This is a genomic window from Streptomyces nitrosporeus (genome assembly GCF_008704555.1).
Classification (GTDB): Bacteria; Actinomycetota; Actinomycetes; order Streptomycetales; family Streptomycetaceae; genus Streptomyces; species Streptomyces nitrosporeus.
Genome location: NZ_CP023702.1, coordinates 6,290,975 through 6,306,533, shown reverse-complemented (window position 1 = coordinate 6,306,533; position 15,559 = coordinate 6,290,975). Strand labels below are relative to the sequence as shown.

General features: G+C 72.7%; 14 protein-coding genes. 5 read left to right on the top strand and 9 right to left on the bottom strand.

The genetic code is table 11. The features are described 5' to 3' along the window. Positions 1-50 precede the first annotated feature (50 nt). Positions 51-1,073, top strand: coding sequence for a phosphotransferase family protein (locus CP967_RS27860; protein WP_150490607.1), 1,023 nt, complete (start codon positions 51-53; stop codon positions 1,071-1,073). Between the two features lie 8 nt (positions 1,074-1,081). Continuing rightward, positions 1,082-2,296 carry an acyl-CoA dehydrogenase family protein gene (locus CP967_RS27855; RefSeq protein ID WP_150490606.1) on the top strand — a complete coding sequence of 405 codons (1,215 nt, stop codon included), beginning with the start codon at positions 1,082-1,084 and terminating at the stop codon, positions 2,294-2,296. A 46-nt stretch (positions 2,297-2,342) separates the two neighbouring features. Here CP967_RS27855 and CP967_RS27850 read toward each other — a convergent pair whose 3' ends face one another. The 4 genes from CP967_RS27850 to CP967_RS27835 form a co-directional block, all read right to left on the bottom strand. Continuing rightward, positions 2,343-3,125: an isoprenyl transferase gene (locus CP967_RS27850; protein WP_150490605.1), complete on the bottom strand. Its 783-nt coding sequence runs from the start codon at positions 3,123-3,125 to the stop codon at positions 2,343-2,345. A gap of 165 nt (positions 3,126-3,290) precedes the next feature. After that, complete coding sequence (locus CP967_RS27845) at positions 3,291-3,884, bottom strand: TetR/AcrR family transcriptional regulator (RefSeq protein WP_150490604.1); 594 nt, start codon at positions 3,882-3,884, stop codon at positions 3,291-3,293. Between the two features lie 68 nt (positions 3,885-3,952). Beyond that, positions 3,953-5,620, bottom strand: coding sequence for an AMP-binding protein (locus tag CP967_RS27840; protein ID WP_150490603.1), 1,668 nt, complete (start codon positions 5,618-5,620; stop codon positions 3,953-3,955). Next, on the bottom strand, positions 5,617-6,381 hold the full coding sequence (locus CP967_RS27835; protein ID WP_150490602.1) for an SDR family oxidoreductase: 765 nt from the start codon (positions 6,379-6,381) through the stop codon (positions 5,617-5,619). The genes CP967_RS27840 and CP967_RS27835 overlap by 4 nt, the downstream gene beginning before the upstream one ends. A 172-nt stretch (positions 6,382-6,553) precedes the next feature. Here CP967_RS27835 and CP967_RS27830 point away from each other — a divergent pair, with 172 nt between their 5' ends. Continuing rightward, complete coding sequence (locus CP967_RS27830; RefSeq protein ID WP_150490601.1) at positions 6,554-7,819, top strand: exo-beta-N-acetylmuramidase NamZ family protein; 1,266 nt, start codon at positions 6,554-6,556, stop codon at positions 7,817-7,819. A gap of 55 nt (positions 7,820-7,874) precedes the next feature. Here CP967_RS27830 and CP967_RS27825 read toward each other — a convergent pair whose 3' ends face one another. Together CP967_RS27825 and CP967_RS27820 are read right to left on the bottom strand one after the other, a co-directional pair. Then, complete coding sequence (locus tag CP967_RS27825; RefSeq protein ID WP_150490600.1) at positions 7,875-8,366, bottom strand: GNAT family N-acetyltransferase; 492 nt, start codon at positions 8,364-8,366, stop codon at positions 7,875-7,877. A gap of 75 nt (positions 8,367-8,441) precedes the next feature. Continuing rightward, positions 8,442-11,279 (bottom strand): penicillin acylase family protein, encoded by a 2,838-nt coding sequence (locus CP967_RS27820; RefSeq protein ID WP_150490599.1) that lies wholly within the window; start codon positions 11,277-11,279, stop codon positions 8,442-8,444. Positions 11,280-11,561: 282 nt separating this feature from the next. On the opposite strand from CP967_RS27820, the gene CP967_RS27815 reads away from it, so the two are divergent. Further along, positions 11,562-12,173, top strand: a complete 612-nt coding sequence (locus CP967_RS27815) for a hypothetical protein (protein WP_150490598.1) — start codon at positions 11,562-11,564, stop codon at positions 12,171-12,173. Between the two features lie 158 nt (positions 12,174-12,331). Here CP967_RS27815 and soxR read toward each other — a convergent pair whose 3' ends face one another. After that, positions 12,332-12,805 carry a redox-sensitive transcriptional activator SoxR gene (gene soxR / locus CP967_RS27810; RefSeq protein ID WP_150490597.1) on the bottom strand — a complete coding sequence of 158 codons (474 nt, stop codon included), beginning with the start codon at positions 12,803-12,805 and terminating at the stop codon, positions 12,332-12,334. A 162-nt stretch (positions 12,806-12,967) separates the two neighbouring features. Between soxR and CP967_RS27805 the strand changes: the two genes are divergently transcribed. After that, complete coding sequence (locus CP967_RS27805) at positions 12,968-13,429, top strand: MaoC family dehydratase (RefSeq protein WP_150490596.1); 462 nt, start codon at positions 12,968-12,970, stop codon at positions 13,427-13,429. 143 nt (positions 13,430-13,572) lie between these two features. Here CP967_RS27805 and CP967_RS27800 read toward each other — a convergent pair whose 3' ends face one another. Together CP967_RS27800 and CP967_RS27795 are read right to left on the bottom strand one after the other, a co-directional pair. Then, on the bottom strand, positions 13,573-14,196 hold the full coding sequence (locus tag CP967_RS27800) for a TetR/AcrR family transcriptional regulator (RefSeq protein WP_150490595.1): 624 nt from the start codon (positions 14,194-14,196) through the stop codon (positions 13,573-13,575). 169 nt (positions 14,197-14,365) lie between these two features. Continuing rightward, a complete protein-coding gene (locus CP967_RS27795) occupies positions 14,366-15,517 on the bottom strand; it encodes an acyl-CoA dehydrogenase family protein (RefSeq protein WP_150490594.1) in 1,152 nt (383 codons plus the stop codon). Positions 15,518-15,559 lie beyond the last annotated feature (42 nt).

Sequence of the window (15,559 nt, the reverse complement as noted above, 5' to 3'; positions counted from 1 at the left end):
TGGTCGGCATCATGGTGCCGACCGTTCGACCGCCCCCGGAGGTAGCCGCCATGAGCCCAGTCCACCCGCCAGGTCTCGATCTCGGCCTGTTGCGCGGACACCTCGACCGGGAGCGGCCGGGGCTGGTGAACGGACCGCTCGAAGCCCGGCTGATCGAGGGCGGGCGCTCGAACCTGACGTACGTCGTGACGGACGGCACCGGGCGCTGGGTCGTCCGCAGGCCGCCGCTGGGCCATGTCCTGGCCACCGCGCACGACATGAAGCGCGAGCACCGGGTGATCAGCGCCCTGCACCCGACGGCCGTCCCGGTGCCGGAGCCGGTCCTGCTCTGCGAGGACGAGACGGTCATCGGCTCGCAGTTCTACGTCATGGAGTACGTGGAGGGCACTCCCTTCCGTACGGCCGAGCAGCTGGCGCCGCTGGGGGCCGAGCGGACCCGGGCGGCCGTGCTGGGGCTCGTGGACACCCTGGTGGACCTGCACGCGGTGGACCCCGGGGAGGCCGGCCTCGCTGACTTCGGGCGGCCCGAGGGCTTCCTGGACCGGCAGCTGCGCCGCTGGGGCAAGCAGCTGGACGCCTCCCGCAACCGGGAGCTGGCCGGCATCGACGAGCTGCACGCCTCGCTCGGCCGGGACCTGCCCTCCTCCCCCGCCCCCACCGTGGTCCACGGCGACTACCGCCTGGACAACGTGCTGATCGGCGCGGACGACCGGATCAAGGCGGTCCTGGACTGGGAGATGTCCACGCTCGGTGATCCGCTGACCGACCTCGGCCTGCTGGTGATGTACAGCTCCGACCTGGGCCTGCCCGAGTCGCCGGTCTCCACGACCAGCGGGGCCGCGGGCCACCCCGCCCCCGCCGAGCTGATCGAGCGCTACGCCGCCCGGTCCGGCCGGGACACCTCCGCCCTCTCCTGGTACACGGCCTTCGCGTGGTTCAAGCTGGCCGTGATCCTGGAGGGCATCCACTACCGCTACACCCTGGGCCGGACGGTCGGCGCCGGCTTCGACCGTATCGGCGATCTGGTCCCCGTCTTCATCGCGCACGGCCTCACCACCCTCCAGGAAGGCTGATCCACCTCATGGACTTCGCATTCGACGCCCGTACCGAAGAGCTGCGCACCCGGCTGCTCGCCTTCATGGACGAGCACGTGTACCCGGCCGAGCCGGTCGCCGAGGAGCAGCGCGCGCGGCTCGCGTCCCCCTGGGACACCCCGCAGGCCGTCGAGGACCTCAAGGCGGAGGCGCGGCGGCAGGGGCTGTGGAACCTCTTCCTGCCGGACGCGGAGTACGGCGCCGGGCTGACCAACCTCCAGTACGCGCCGCTGGCCGAGATCTCCGGCCGCAGCCCGCACCTGGCGCCGACCGCGCTGAACTGCGCGGCCCCGGACACCGGGAACATGGAGGTGCTCTTCCAGTTCGGCTCCGAGGCGCAGAGGAAGCAGTGGCTGGAGCCGCTGCTGGCCGGGGAGATCCGTTCGGCGTTCGCGATGACGGAGCCCGAGGTGGCCTCCTCGGACGCCACGAACATCGAGACCCGGATCGAGCGCGACGGTGACCACTACGTCGTCAACGGCCGCAAGTGGTACATCTCCGGGGCGATGAACCCGGACTGCGCGGTCTTCATCGTGATGGGCAAGACGGACCCGGACGGCGAGGACATCCGTCGCCAGCAGTCCATGATCCTGGTGCCGCGCGACACCCCGGGCGTGGAGGTGCGCCGCGCGATGCGGGTGTACGGCTACGAGGACCACTCCCACGGCGGTCACGCCGAGGTCGTCTTCACCGACGTCCGGGTGCCCGCCTCGAACCTGATCGGTGAGGAGGGCGGCGGCTTCGCCATCGCCCAGGCCCGGCTGGGGCCGGGCCGTATCCACCACTGCATGCGGCTGATCGGGATGGCCGAGCGGGCGATCGAGCTGATGTGCGAGCGGGCGGTGTCCCGTACGGCCTTCGGCAAGCCGCTCGCCCAGCAGGGCGTCGTGCAGAACTGGATCGCGGACGCCCGGGTCACGGTGGAGCAGCTGCGGCTGCTGGTGCTGAAGACCGCCTGGCTGATGGACACCGTGGGCAACCGGGGCGCGCACACCGAGATCCAGGCCATCAAGATCGCCACCCCGCGCGCGGTGGTCTCGCTCCTGGACCAGGCGGTGCAGCTGTACGGCGCGGGCGGGGTCAGCCAGGACACCCCGCTCGCCGAGCTGTGGGCGTCGGCGCGGACCCTGCGGCTGGCCGACGGTCCGGACGAGGTGCACCAGCGCTCGCTGGCGCGCCGGGAGATCAAGAAGTACCTCTGACCTCGCGGCGGGTCACGGCCGGGCCCTCGGCGGGCCCGGCCGGCCGTCATTTGCCGAAGCGCCTCTCCCGGTTCGCGTACGAACGCAGGGCGCGCAGGAAGTCCACGTGCCGGAAGGCCGGCCAGTAGCAGTCCACCCAGTGCATCTCGGCGTACGCGGACTGCCAGAGCAGGAAGCCGGAGAGCCGCTGCTCGCCGGAGGTCCGGATGATGAAGTCGGTGTGGTCGGCGGTCGGCGAGTACAGGTGCCGGGAGATGTCGTCGATGTCGAACCGCTCGGCCAGTTCGGCGGGGTCGCCGCCGGCCGCGATGTGCTCCTGGAAGGCGCTCTTCACCGCGTCGACGATCTCGCGCCGGCCGCCGTAGCCGACCGCGACGTCCACCTTGGGGCCGCCGCGTCCGGCCGTCGTGGCGGTGGCCTCCTTGAGCACCCGGGCGCTGGCGCCGGGCAGCATGTCCAGGGAGCCGATCACCTGGACCTCCCAGGGGCGGCCCTCGGCCGTGATGTCCCGGACGGTCTGCTCGATGATCTCGATCAGCGGGCCGAGCTGCTCGGCGGGTCGGCCGAGGTTGTCGTCGGAGAGCATGAAGAGGGTGACCCGCTCGATCCCCGCGGCGGTGCACCAGGTGAGGAACTCCGTCACCTTGGCCCCGCCGGCCCGGTAGCCGTCGCGGACGTCCGCGAGGCCCTCCTTCCGGGCCCAGCGGCGGTTGCCGTCGAGCATGATCCCGACGTGCTGGGGGCGCGGCAGCCCCGCCAGCCCGGTGGCCAGCCGTCGCTCGTACACCGCCTCGATGGGCCTGCGGAGGAACAGCGGGAGGAGCTTCATCGACCATCTCCGTCGTGTGGTGGCGGCCTCGGCGGGCCTTACCAGGGCCGTCACGCCGCTCCCGGCGGGCGGATCCAACGGCGGTACACAACAGGTTACTTGACCATCCGGAGGTGTCGCTTCCGGGGTCGGGCGCTGACATCGCGCCCCGGCGGGCCGTGGCCCTCAGGGGCGCAGGGCGCGCAGCAGCAGGTCCGCGAGGTGGTCGGCGACCTCCTGGCGGCTGAGCGGGCCGGCCGGGCGGTACCAGGTGGACAGGTGGTGGACCGAGCCGAAGTGGTAGTCGACGACCAGGTCGGCGGGGGTGGCGGTGGAGAACACCCCGGCCCGCTGGCCCTCCTCGACCAGGGCGCGGAACCGCTCGTGGTAGCGGCGGCGCTCGGTGCGGACCTGCTTGTTCTTCTCCGGGCTCAGGTGGTGCATCGAGCGGAAGAAGATCGAGGCGTCGTCGAGGTTGTCGATGGTGGTGACCACCACGTCCGCCGCGGCCTCCCGCAGCCTCCGCTCGACCGGCGCGTCGGCCTGGGCGTAGGCGTCGAGGCGCTCCTGCTGGAGCCGCAGCACCCGGGCGTAGATCTCCTGGAGGAGGTCCTCCTTGGAGCCGAAGTAGTGGTAGAGGGCCCCCTTGGTGACTCCTGCCGCCTCGACGATCTCCTGGACCGAGGTGCGGTCGTAACCGCGCTCGGCGAAGAGCCGGGTGGCGGCGGCCAGCAGCCTCTGGGGAACGGGTGTGCCGTTCCCCTCCGTCGCCTTGGCCATTGCCGCCACCTGCCCTTTCGTCCTGTCCGGACCGTCTTGCGTCCTGTCCGGACCTCTTCGTACGCCGTCTAACGGGAGGAACGCAGTTCCCGCCTCAGGATCTTCCCACTCGCGGTCTTGGGCAGCTCCGTCAGGATCTCCACCTCGCGGGGGTACTTGTAGGCGGCGAGGCGCTCCCTGCAGTACGCGCTCAGTTCGGCGGGCTCCGCCTGTGCGCCGGGACGCAGGCTGACGTAGGCGCGGACGGTCTCGCCCCGGTAGGCGTCGGGGACGCCCACGACGGCCGCCTCGCGGACGGCGGGGTGGGTGTAGAGGACGTCCTCGACCTCCCGCGGCCACACCTTGAAGCCGGAGGCGTTGATCATGTCCTTCTTGCGGTCGACGACGTAGAGCCAGCCCGCGGTGTCCATGAAGCCGATGTCGCCGGTGCGCAGCTCCCCGTCCGGGAAGGCGGCCTCGGTGGCCTCGGGGAGGTTCCAGTAGCCGGAGACGACCTGCGGGCCGCGTACGGCTATCTCGCCCAGCTCGCCGAAGGGGACGTCGTCGCCCTTCTCGTCGATGATCCGCACCAGGGTGTCGGGGCCGGGGACGCCGACGGACAGGGTGCCGGAGACCGGGTCGACGGGGGCCTCGCGCTCCGGGGGCACGGCGGCGCAGGGCGCGGTGCACTCGGTGAGGCCGTAGCCGTTGCGGAGGTACGGGCCGAGGCCGTCGCGGAACTTCTCGACCAGGGCGGGCGGCAGCGGTGCGCCGCCGGAGGAGATCACCTGGAAGGAGGCGAAGTGCTCCCGGGTGGCCCCGGGGTGCGCGGCGAGCGCCATGAAGGCGGTGGAGGGCCCCACGGTGTAGGCGGGGCGGTGCTCGGCGAAGGCGTCCAGGACGACGCCCGGCTCGAAGCGGTAGGCCAGCACCAGGGTGCCCGCGTTGGCGACGCAGGCGGCGAGCTGGCAGACCATGCCGGTGATGTGGAAGAGCGGGGCGAGCGCGAAGTAGGCGGCCCCCTCCCCGATGGGGTGGCCGGTCCGCTGGCGCTCGGCGTTGACCATGATGTTGCGGTGGGAGTTCATGGCGCCCTTGGGGGTGCCGCTGGTTCCCGAGGTGTAGCTGATCAGCGCGGTGTCCGAGGCGGCCGGTCCCCTGCCCCCGGGCGCGGCGGTGCCCTTGCGGGCGACGGCCACCAGGTCGGCGGCCCGGTCGCCGGGGCCGGGCGCGGGGAGCCGCTCGAACCCGAGCACGCGGGGGTCGTCCGCGCTCTGCAGGTCGAGTTCGCAGGCGGTCAGGACGATGCGCACGCCGGGGGCGGCCTCGGCGGTGTCCCGCAGATAGGACTCCCAGGCCCGGTCGGAGCAGATGAGTGCGCTGATCCCGGCGTCCTTCAGGACGTGGCCGACCTCGCCGGACTTGTACATCGGGTTCAGCGGCACGACGGTGGCGCCGGCCTTCCAGGCGCCCAGCAGCGCGAGGACGAAGTGCGGGGTGTTCTGGAGCATGATCGCGACCCGGTCGCCGCGCTCCAGCCCTTCGGCCGCGAGGTGGCCGGCCACGGAGTCGGAGAGCGCGTCGGTCTCCCGGTAGCCGAGACGGCCGTCGAAGTAGGCGAGGGCGGTGCGGTCCGGGGCCCTGTCCGCGGCGGCGCGGAAGGCGTGGACCAGTGTCTCGGCCGGGTGGACGGGGGCCAGCTGCGCCTCGCTGAGCAGGGCGGTCCAGGGCCTGGCCGCGTAGATCGACCCGCTCATGCGCCGGTCCCCTCCCATGCGCGCTGGAGGCGGTTCATGCCGCCGATCCACCGGTCGGGGTCCTCGGCCCGGGCCCGGTAGTAGCCGGCGACCTCGGGGTGGGGCAGGACCAGGAAGCGGTTCTGCTCCATGGCGTCGAACAGGGCGTCGGCGACGGCCTCCGGCTCGATCGCGGTGGGCGCGAGCACCAGGTCGCCGGCGGAGCCGGACGCGGTGAGCATGTCCGTGCGTACGCCCTGCGGGCAGATCGCGTGGACCTTGATCCCGCGGTGCCGGTAGGTCAGCGCGAGCCATTCGGCGAAGGCGACGGCGCCGTGCTTGGTGACGCTGTACGGGGCCGCGCCGATCATGGTGAGCAGGCCCGCGGCCGAGGCGGTGGAGACGAAGCGGCCGCTGCCGCGCTCCAGCCAGCCGGGCAGCAGCGCCCTGGCCGCGCGCACGTGGGCCATCACGTTGACGTCCCAGGCCCTGGCCCAGACGTCCTCCTCGGCGAAGGCGTCGCCGCCGGAGGCGAGGCCGGCGTTGGCGCAGTAGACGTCCACCGTCCCGCCGAGGGCCTCGCGGGCCGCGTCCACGATGCCGGAGGCGTCGCCGGCCACGACGGTGCCGCCGATCTCGTCGGCGAGCGCCTTCACGCGGTCCCCGTCGAGGTCGTTGACGACGACCCGGGCACCCTCCGCGGCGAATCTGCGGGCCAGCGCGGCGCCGATGCCGCCGCCCGCCCCGGTCACCACTACGCCCGCGCCCTGCACCGTACCCATGCGCCTCCGCCTCTCCTGTCCGTCCTGCGGGCAGACTAACCAGTCGGTATGTGATCGGGGAAGGGGTTCGGGGCAGGACTGGGAACCTGCCCAGCCGGAGGCGTTCCGCGCCGCCGCCGGCCGCGCTAGCGTGCATGGCCATGACAGTCGGCGCGATCATGGAGGTAGTGGGATGACCCTGTCCAGACGTGGTGTGCTGGCCGTCGGCGGTGCGGTGGGGGCGCTCGCGGTCACCGCGGCCCAGGCCGGTCCCGCCGCGGCCTCCCCGGGCCGCGGCCCCGGCCGCCCCGGTGTGCGTACGGGCTTCGAGCGGCTGGCGGCCGACGGGTACCGGCTGCTGGCGGGGCAGAAGGCGGGGGTGGTCACCAACCCGACGGGCGTCACCTCGGACGTGCGGCACATCGTGGACGTGATGCACCCCGACGACCGGGTGGAACTGACCGCGGTCTTCGGCCCCGAGCACGGCTTCCGGGGCACCGCGCAGGCCGGCGGCTCGGAGGGGCGGTACGACGACCCGGCGACCGGTCTGCCCGTCCACGACACCTATCTGAAGAGCGGTCAGGCGCTGGCGGACGTCTTCACCGCGTCCGGGGTGGACACGGTCGTCTTCGACATCCAGGACGCCGGGTCCCGCTTCTACACGTACATCTGGACGCTGTACGACTGCATGGAGGCGGCGGCGCTCGCGGGGAAGCGGTTCGTGGTGCTGGACCGGCCGAACCCGGTGGCCGGGCGGGCCGCTTCGGGGCCGGTGCTGGACCCGGCGTTCGCGACGTTCGTGGGGCGCCGGGAGATCGCCCAGGCGCACGGGATGACGGTCGCCGAGCTGGCGCTGCTGTTCGCCGGGGAGTTCCTGACCGAGCGGCCCGTGGAGCTGGAGGTGGTGAGGATGTCGGGCTGGCGGCGCTCGGACTTCTTCGACGCCACCGGCCTGCCGTGGGTGCCGCCCAGCCCGAACATGCCGACGCCGCAGACGGCGCTGGTCTATCCGGGCACCTGTCTGTTCGAGGGCACCAACCTGTCGGAGGGCCGGGGCACGACCCGCCCGTTCGAACTGCTGGGCGCGGAGGGGATCGACCGCCGGTGGGCGGCCGCGGCGAACGCGCTGGAGCTGCCGGGCGTGACGTTCCGGGAGGCGTATTTCACGCCGTCCTTCTCGAAGTTCCAGGGCAGGACGGCCGGCGGGGTGCAGCTGCACGTCCACGACCGGGAGTCCTTCGACCCGGTACGTACGGGGATCGGGCTGCTGGTGACGGCGAAGCGGACCTGGAGCGGCTTCGCCTGGCGCGCGGACCACTGGATCGACAAGCTCACCGGGAGCACCCTGGTCCGCACCATGATCGACGCGGGTGCGGACACGGACGAGGTGGTGGGCGCCTGGGAGGCGGACCTGGCCGCGTTCCGGAAGGTGCGGCGGGAGTACCTGCTGTACCGGTGAGGCGTTTGGGGCGGCCGGGCGGTCCGGGCCGCCCCCGGGCGTCCCGGCGGGCGGGTCAGGCGGGGCCGGGTGAGGCCAGGTCCATCTCGCCGAGGTTCTCGCCGTCCTCGGTCAGCCCCCGCCACCGGTAGCCCAGGCGCAGGTAGAACTCCTGCGGCCCGCCCTCCCCGGAACGCCAGGTCACGGTGGACAGCGTGCCGCCCCGCCGGCGGATCTCGTCGTTCACGGCTGTGACGGCGAACCGGCCGTACCCCCGGCCCTGTTCGCCGGCGGCGACGGCCAGCCGCCAGAGCCCGGAGCGCGCCGGGGCCCCGGGGACGCCCCGGTCGTAGGCGAAGGGGATGCCGAAGAAGGCCATCACGAAGCCCACCGCGCGGTCCCCGTCGCAGATCAGCCGGGGCCAGGCGACGTCCGGGTGGACATACGCCTCGGCGATCGAGCGGGCGACCGGGGCCACGAACCCCTCCTGGCCCGGGGCCACTTCCAGCCGGCAGGCGTCGAGCACGTTGTCCGGGGTGAGTTCTTCGAGGCGTACGGTCGCTTTCATGATCCGGACCGTATCCGCGCACCGTGAGGCCCGGCCACCGGATATCCGGCGGCCGGGCCGGGGCCGCGCCGGCGGCTACCGGTGCGAGGGGAACTCCACGACCTGCTGGTAGGTCGGGCGGTTCTGCCAGTGGATCGTCTTGTGGCCGATCCCGCCCAGGGCGCGGTGGACGATGGCGTCGCCGCACCACTGGTCCCCGGCCTCGCAGCTGTCGTCGCCCGGGTAGACCTCCGTGGCGGGTGCGGCGGCCGCCTGCTTCAGGGTGGTCAGCAGCGCGTCACGGCAGGCGCTCAGGTCGCCGTTGCCGCAGTACGTCCTGGCCAGCGGTCCCTTGACGGTCTGTCCGAGCACCTGGCGCAGGTCCTTGTCGGCGAAGCCCCACCAGCCGTACTGGAAGGCGGAGCCGCTGTGCGCCCCGCTCGGCCCGTGGCTGGCCGCCGGGGACTCGTCGGTGGCCAGGCTCGCGGTGAGCGCCGCGTACAGGTCGTCACCGAGTCCGGGGCGGAACTCCGCCTCGACGAGCTCCGGCCACCACGCGTCCATGATCCGGACCGCGTCCGCGTGCGTATACGTGTGCGATCCCGGGGCGGTCTCCTTGCGCTGGGCGCCGGCCGCCCGCCAGGAGTCCAGCTGCTGCACCACCGTGTTCAGGGCCGGGTCGGTGACCGGCTGGGAGCGGATGACCTTCAGGAGTTCCGGCAGCAGTTGCTCGCCCCGCAGGTCGGTGAGGGCGGCCTCCTCCATGGCCCGGGTCAAAGACGCCCGGGTCACCCCGCCGTCGGCGACGAGCGCGGCCACCCGGTCGTCGAGCAGGTCGCCGCGGTGCACCGCGCCGAAGCCGAACGCGGCGGTGGAGTAGTCCTTCGCCTGCCGGTTGTTCCAGGAGATGTAGTAGTCCTGGCCGCTGGAGTGCGGGTGCTGGGCGAACGGCGTGTAGTCGGTGGTGTTGGCGGCCGGGTCGAAGCCCTGCCACTCGTACGCCTTCTCGGCCTTCACCGGCAGCGCCGCGTCCACCCCGGGGGCGCGCACCGGGTTCATGCCGCTGTTGTAGTACGCGGTGGTGCGGGAGTCGGCGTAGAACCAGTTGAAGGCGTAGTCGATGTGGGAGGCCGCCTGCTGGAAGGAGGCCGCGTCGGTGACGTACGCCGGGTCGTTGAGCATCTGGAAGCCGATGATCGAGTCGGCCTCGTGGCGGTAGGTGGTGCGCAGCGAGGTGTAGGCGACGGGCTTGCCGCCGACCGTGGCCCGGTGGGTGAGGACGCCGTAGCGGGTCCGCCACACCTGCATCCGGTAGGAGCCCTCGGCGGTGGAGTCCGCGACGGTGGGCTTCCAGGAGTTGGTGCGCTCCATCTTCTCCATCGCGGTGCAGGTGCCCCGGTAGAGGTAGTGGGCGGAGTTCTTGGACGGCGCGGAGCCGTCGGGTTCGCAGAGTTCGACGGCGTAGGTGTCGGTGATGTCCTGCGCGGCCGAGGTGGCGCTCCAGGCGTAGTCCTGGCCGCGGCCCATCTGGACGTACATGCCGACCCCGGCGAAGGAGACGCCGCGGGCGCTGATCCCCGGGCCCTGGAGCTCCTGGAGCATCATCAGCTGCGGGGCGAAGTAGCCGGTCTGGGGGCCGAAGACGGCGACGGGGTTGCCGCTCGCGGTGTGCTTCCCGGCGACCAGCAGGGCGTTGGACATGCCGCGCTTGGCCGCACCGTCGCCGGAGCCGGGCAGGGAGCCCTCCGGGATGACGCCGTCGTCGTACATCCCCTGGGCCGGCTTCAGGTCCGCCGGGGCGTCGACGGGGTCCTTCCTGTTTGTGCCCGCCGAGCCGGTGCGGTCGTGGATCAGCGGTTCGGCGGTGACGGAACCGGCGTCGGGCAGGGCGGTGCCGCGTGCCCGGTCGGGCTTGGTGGCGTACGGGAAGGAGGTGCCGTCGTGGACGGTCAGGACGGCCTCGGGGTCGTTGCGCTGGCGGAAGGACTCCCAGACCCGGGTGCCCTCCTCCAGCCCGTACTTCTGCTGGGCGGCGAGCAGGGAGAGCGCGGCCTGGACCTCGCCGCCGCCTCCCCCGCCGAACTGCCCGCCGACGACGGAGGCGATCGATATGAGGTCGGTCAGCTTGAACGGCTGGATCTCGCCCACGTTGGTGATGGCGTCGATCTTGCCCGTGAGGACGTACTCGCCGGGGAAGTAGCGGCCCTTCTTGGCCTTGTCGCGGTAGGCGTTGATCCCGTCGACGTAGGCCTGCGCGTCGGCCATGGCCTGTTCGCCGCGGGCGCCCTCGGTGGTGCGGATCCGCTCGATCTGGGCTTCCAGGTCGGCCTCGGTGTACGGGGCCTGCGGCCAGAACTGCTGCTCCAGGCCCTGGTTGGCGAGCGCTCCGCCGGCGAACGAGGTCAGCTGCCCGCGCCCGATGTGCCGGAAGAGGTCCATCAGCCAGAGCCGGTCCTGGCCGGCCGCGTAGCCGGCGCCGTACTCGGTGCCGTAGCGGGTGGTGCCCTGGATGTGGGGGACGCCGGTCTTCTTGTCCCGGGTGATCGTGACGTCCTCGCGGGGCTTGGTGACGGACTCGACCTGGTCCGCGGGGACACCGAACGAGGCGTCGTTGAAGAAGTCGGTCAGTTTCTGGTCGGTGAGGCCCGTGTGGCCGGCGACCAGGCCGTTGTAGCGGTCGATCTGGTCGTCGCTGTGGGCGGGGTGGGTGCCGAACGCCTTGTTGCCGAGGATCTCGACGAGGGTGGCGTTGCCGTTCTGGCCGGGCGGCAGGATGTCGGCGCACCGCCCCTGGCAGTGGTCGGTGGCGGCGGCGGTGGCGGCGGGCTCGGCGGGGGTCGCCGTGGCCTGGGGTGCGGCGGCGAGCAGGGACGTACCGAGAGCGAGGGCGGCCGCGGCTGTGGCGGCTCTGAGCGTGCGGGTGCGTGGGGGCATGCGTGCTCCTCCGGGTGGCCGATGCGCCGGAGGTTACCGGCGGTATGGCCACTCGGTAAGATGAACATCAGTCACCTTTTCCGAATCGGCACACATCCGCCCGCCCGGCGCCCCGCGCACCGGCACGCCCTCCGCGCACGCCCCCCGTTCCCCTCTCCGTGTGCGCCGCCCCACGTGCGCCGTCTCGTTCCATGGACGCTTTCCACCTTTCGATGGAGCCGAACCGGGCAGTCGTACGTCCATCCCTTGAGCCGGAGTACGAGTGACGGAGGTGGCAGTGCGATGGCCGGTTTCCGGAGTCTTGCGAGACAGGTCCGCGACCCGCGGGGCGATCTGGCGTTGCGGCGGTACTCGCTGCGCAAATGCCTGGAACGGTTCGCCCCTTACGGGCACCGGGCGACCTGGGACCATCTGTGCGCCCGGCACGGGATCGGTCCCGAGGACCGGGCGCCCGATCCGGAGCGCCTGATCGGCGCGCTGGAGGAGCTGGAGGAGGCGCGGGCCGTCTGGCTCGCGTACGAGGCGGGGTTCGCCGAGCGCCGGCGGCGGGAGAAGCACGGCGGGCTGCGCCGGCCGGGCTCGTTCGACGACTGGCACCGGCGGACCTGGGGCGGCCGGGACATCGCCCCCTGCGACGACCCGGCGGTCCATCCGGACGCGCCGCTCGCCGAGGTGCTGGGCCGGCTGATCTCCGCCCTGGGGGGCGAGCCGGGACCGGCCTGCCCGGTGTGCGCGGCGACGGAGATCGTCTGGCGGCGGGACCTGGACCGCGAGCCCTGGTACGGGCCGGTCTGCACGGGGTGCGGGATCCTGGTGCCGCGGCCGGTGCTGACCTCCGAGGCGGTGGAGCGGGCCCACCGGTCCCGGGGGGAGCGGCTGGCGTCGGCGGCGTGAGCGGCGCGGGGGCGGCGCGGCCCGCCGGGGAGGCGGGCCGCCGGCCACCGGGCCGGACGTGCGCGGATCCGCGCGCCGGGCTGCCCGGCCCGTCCGGGCTCCGCGGCGTGCTCCGGGCACCGGGCACCGGGCACCGGGCACCGGGCACCGGGTGCGGCCTACCGGTGGCCCTTCGGGCGGCGTTCGGGCATCAGCCGGGAGCCCGCCATGGTCTCGCCGGAGACGTCGTCCGGGTTGGAGAGCACGCAGGTCTCCAAGGACAGGCACCCGCAGCCGATGCAGTCCGTCAGGTGGTCCCTCAGCCGCCCCAACTGCCTGATCCGCTCATCCAGTTCCGAGCGCCACGCCCGGGAGAGCCGCGCCCAGTCGTCGCGGTTGGGGGTGCGCTCCTCGGGCAGTTCCGCCAGCGCCTCCCGGATGGTGGCGAGCGGGATTCCGACCCGCTGCGCGGCGCGGACGAACGCGACCCGGCGCAGTGCGTCCCTGGTGTAGCGGCGCTGGTTGCCACTGGTGCGGCGGCTGCTGATCAGGCCCTTGGTCTCGTAGAAGTGCAGGGCGGACACGGCGGCCCCGCTGCGCGCGGAGAGCTGGCCGACCGAGAGTTCGTTGAGCGTCTGCGGGATCTGTGGCACTCCATGGACCCTACTGCTCCCCGTGCCGCGTCCGCCCGTGGTTTTCACCTCACGGCCGCCCGTCGTTGACAGGGGCGCACCGCCCAACCATGCTGAGCAAGCGCTTAGACATCGCGACGACCGAGCCCCGAGGAGGGGCGCCGGAAGGCAGGGAGCAGGAACATGGCAGAGCCGAAGATCTTCACGTCCGCCCAGGAGCTGCGGGACGGAGTGGGCCGGGAACTCGGCCACAGCGACTGGCTGGAGATCGAGCAGAAGAGGATCGACCAGTTCGCCGAGGCCACCGGCGACCACCAGTGGATCCACGTGGACCCCGAGCGCGCCGCGGCCGGCCCCTTCCGCACGACGATCGCGCACGGCTACCTCACCCTGTCGCTGCTGCCCGTGCTGGTACCGCAGGTCCTCACGGTCGAGGGCGCCAAGATGGGCATCAACTACGGGACCAACAAGGTCCGTTTCCCCTCCCCCGTGCCGGTGGGCTCACGGGTGCGCGCCACGGCCGTGCTCAAGAACGTCGAGGAGGCGGGCGGCGGGGTCCAGGTGACCGCCCTCGTCACGATCGAGCGTGAGGGCGGCGACAAGCCGGCCTGCGTCGCCGAGTCGGTGTCCCGCTACTACTTCTGAGCCGCGGGCCGCCCTCCGGGCCTCGCGCGCCGGGGCCCGTCCCCGGCGCGCACCGTCGGCCGGTCTCGTACGCGGGCGCAGGCGGCCGGTCTCGCACACGGGCGTAAGCGGCCGGCCTCACATGCGGGCGCAGGCGGCCGGCCTCACACGCGGGCGCCCACCATGCGCAGCGCGAGCCCGGCGTAGAGCGTGCCGACCTCTTCGGGCGTCCGGCTGCCCTGGGCGTTGAACCAGCGGGCGACGTCGATGCAGAGCGACAGCACGGCCAGGGTGGTCCCCGGGACGTCCGGGACGTCGAACTCCCCCGCCTCCACACCGTCGTTGATGATCCGGCGCACCATCGCGTCGCTCTTGCGGCGCAGGTCGAGGATCTCGGCGCGGTGCTCGTCGCCGAGCGCCTGGAGTTCGTTCTGCACCACGCGTGCCGTGGCGTGGCGCTCGGCGTGCCAGTGGACGAAGGAACGTACGGCGTCGGCCAGCCGGCCGGCCGCGCTGCCCTCCCCGTCGGCCGCCGCCTCCAGGAGGCGCAGGGCGCGGTCGTGGCCGATCCGGCTGATCCGGTGGAGCAGCTCTTCCTTGGTCTTGTAGTGGATGTAGAGCGCGGCGGGACTCATCCCGGCCCGGCCGGCGATGTCACGGGTGGTGGTCGCGTGGTACCCGCGCTCCGCGAATGCCTCGACGGCGGCCACGAGCAGTCGCCTGGCCGCCTCGGGCGTGACCTCGCTCCACGGCGTGTCCTCGCCGCGGGTCTCCTCCGCCGTGCTCATCGCCACATGCCCCTTTCCCCTCGTCGGAGGCATACCATACCCGACCCTGAGCAAGCGCTTAGAAGCCTTTGCCCGTACGGGCCGGCGCGCACCGGGCACGCACCGGGCGCGCGGGGACGGGGGACGAAGGCCGGGGCGGCCCCGGGGGGCCGCCCCGGACACGGGGGCCTCAGAAGGCGGAGACCCCGGTGAGCGCGCGCCCGATGATCAGCTTCTGGATCTGGCTGGTGCCCTCGTACAGGGTCATCACGCGGGCGTCCCTGACCAGCTTGCCGACCGGGTACTCGTCGATGTAGCCGTAACCGCCGAACACCTGGAGGGCGTTGTTGGCGGCGCGGACGGCGGCCTCGGAGGCGAAGAGCTTCGCGGTGGAGGCGGCGGTGGCGAAGTCCTGGCCGCGGTCGATGAGGTCGGCGACGCGCCAGGTCAGCATCCGGGCGGCGTCCACGTCGACGGAGATGTCGCTGATGAGCTCCTGGACGAGCTGGTAGCCCGCGATGGGCCTGCCGAACTGCTCGCGCTCACCGGCGTAGCGCACGGCGGCGTCCAGTGCGGCCTGGGCGATGCCGACGCAGCCGGCCGCGACCGACATCCTCCCCTTGGCCAGGGCGGACATGGCGACGGAGAAGCCCTTGCCCTCGGGGCCCAGGAGGGTGGCGGCGGGGACGCGGACGTCCTCCAGCACCAGTTCGGCGGTGGCCTGGCCGCGCAGCCCCAGCTTGCCGTGGACCGTGCGCCGGGTCAGTCCGGGGGCGTCGGCCGGCACCAGGAAGGCGGAGACGCCCTTGTGGCCGGGGGCGTCGCCGGTACGGGCGAAGAGCAGGACGACGTCGGCCCAGGTGCCGTTGGTGATGAACATCTTGGAGCCGTTGATCACGTAGTCGTCGCCGTCGCGTACGGCACGGGTGCTCAGGCTGCCCGCGTCGGAGCCGGTGCCCGGTTCGGTGAGCCCGAAGCAGCCGACGGCCTCCCCCGAGGTGAGGCGCGGAAGCCACTGCCGCTTCTGCTCCTCGTTCCCCCAGGAGGCGATGGTCTTGGCGACCAGGCCCAGCGAGACGGACACGATGCCGCGCACGGAGGAGTCACCGCGCCCCAGCTCCTCGGTGACCAGGCAGTACGCCAGGTGGTCCCCGCCGGAGCCGCCGTACTCCTCGGGGATCGTCAGCCCGAGGAAGCCCAGCGCGCCCAGCTTCTTCACGATCGACTTGTCGACACTCTCGGCGCGGTCCCACTCGACGACGTGCGGGGTGATCTCCCGTGCGACGAAGTCCTCGGCAAGCTGCCGTACGGCTTCCTGCTCCTCGCTCAGCTCCAGGTTCATCCTGCGGCACCCCACTTTAAATTAGCACTGCTAGTTTTATCT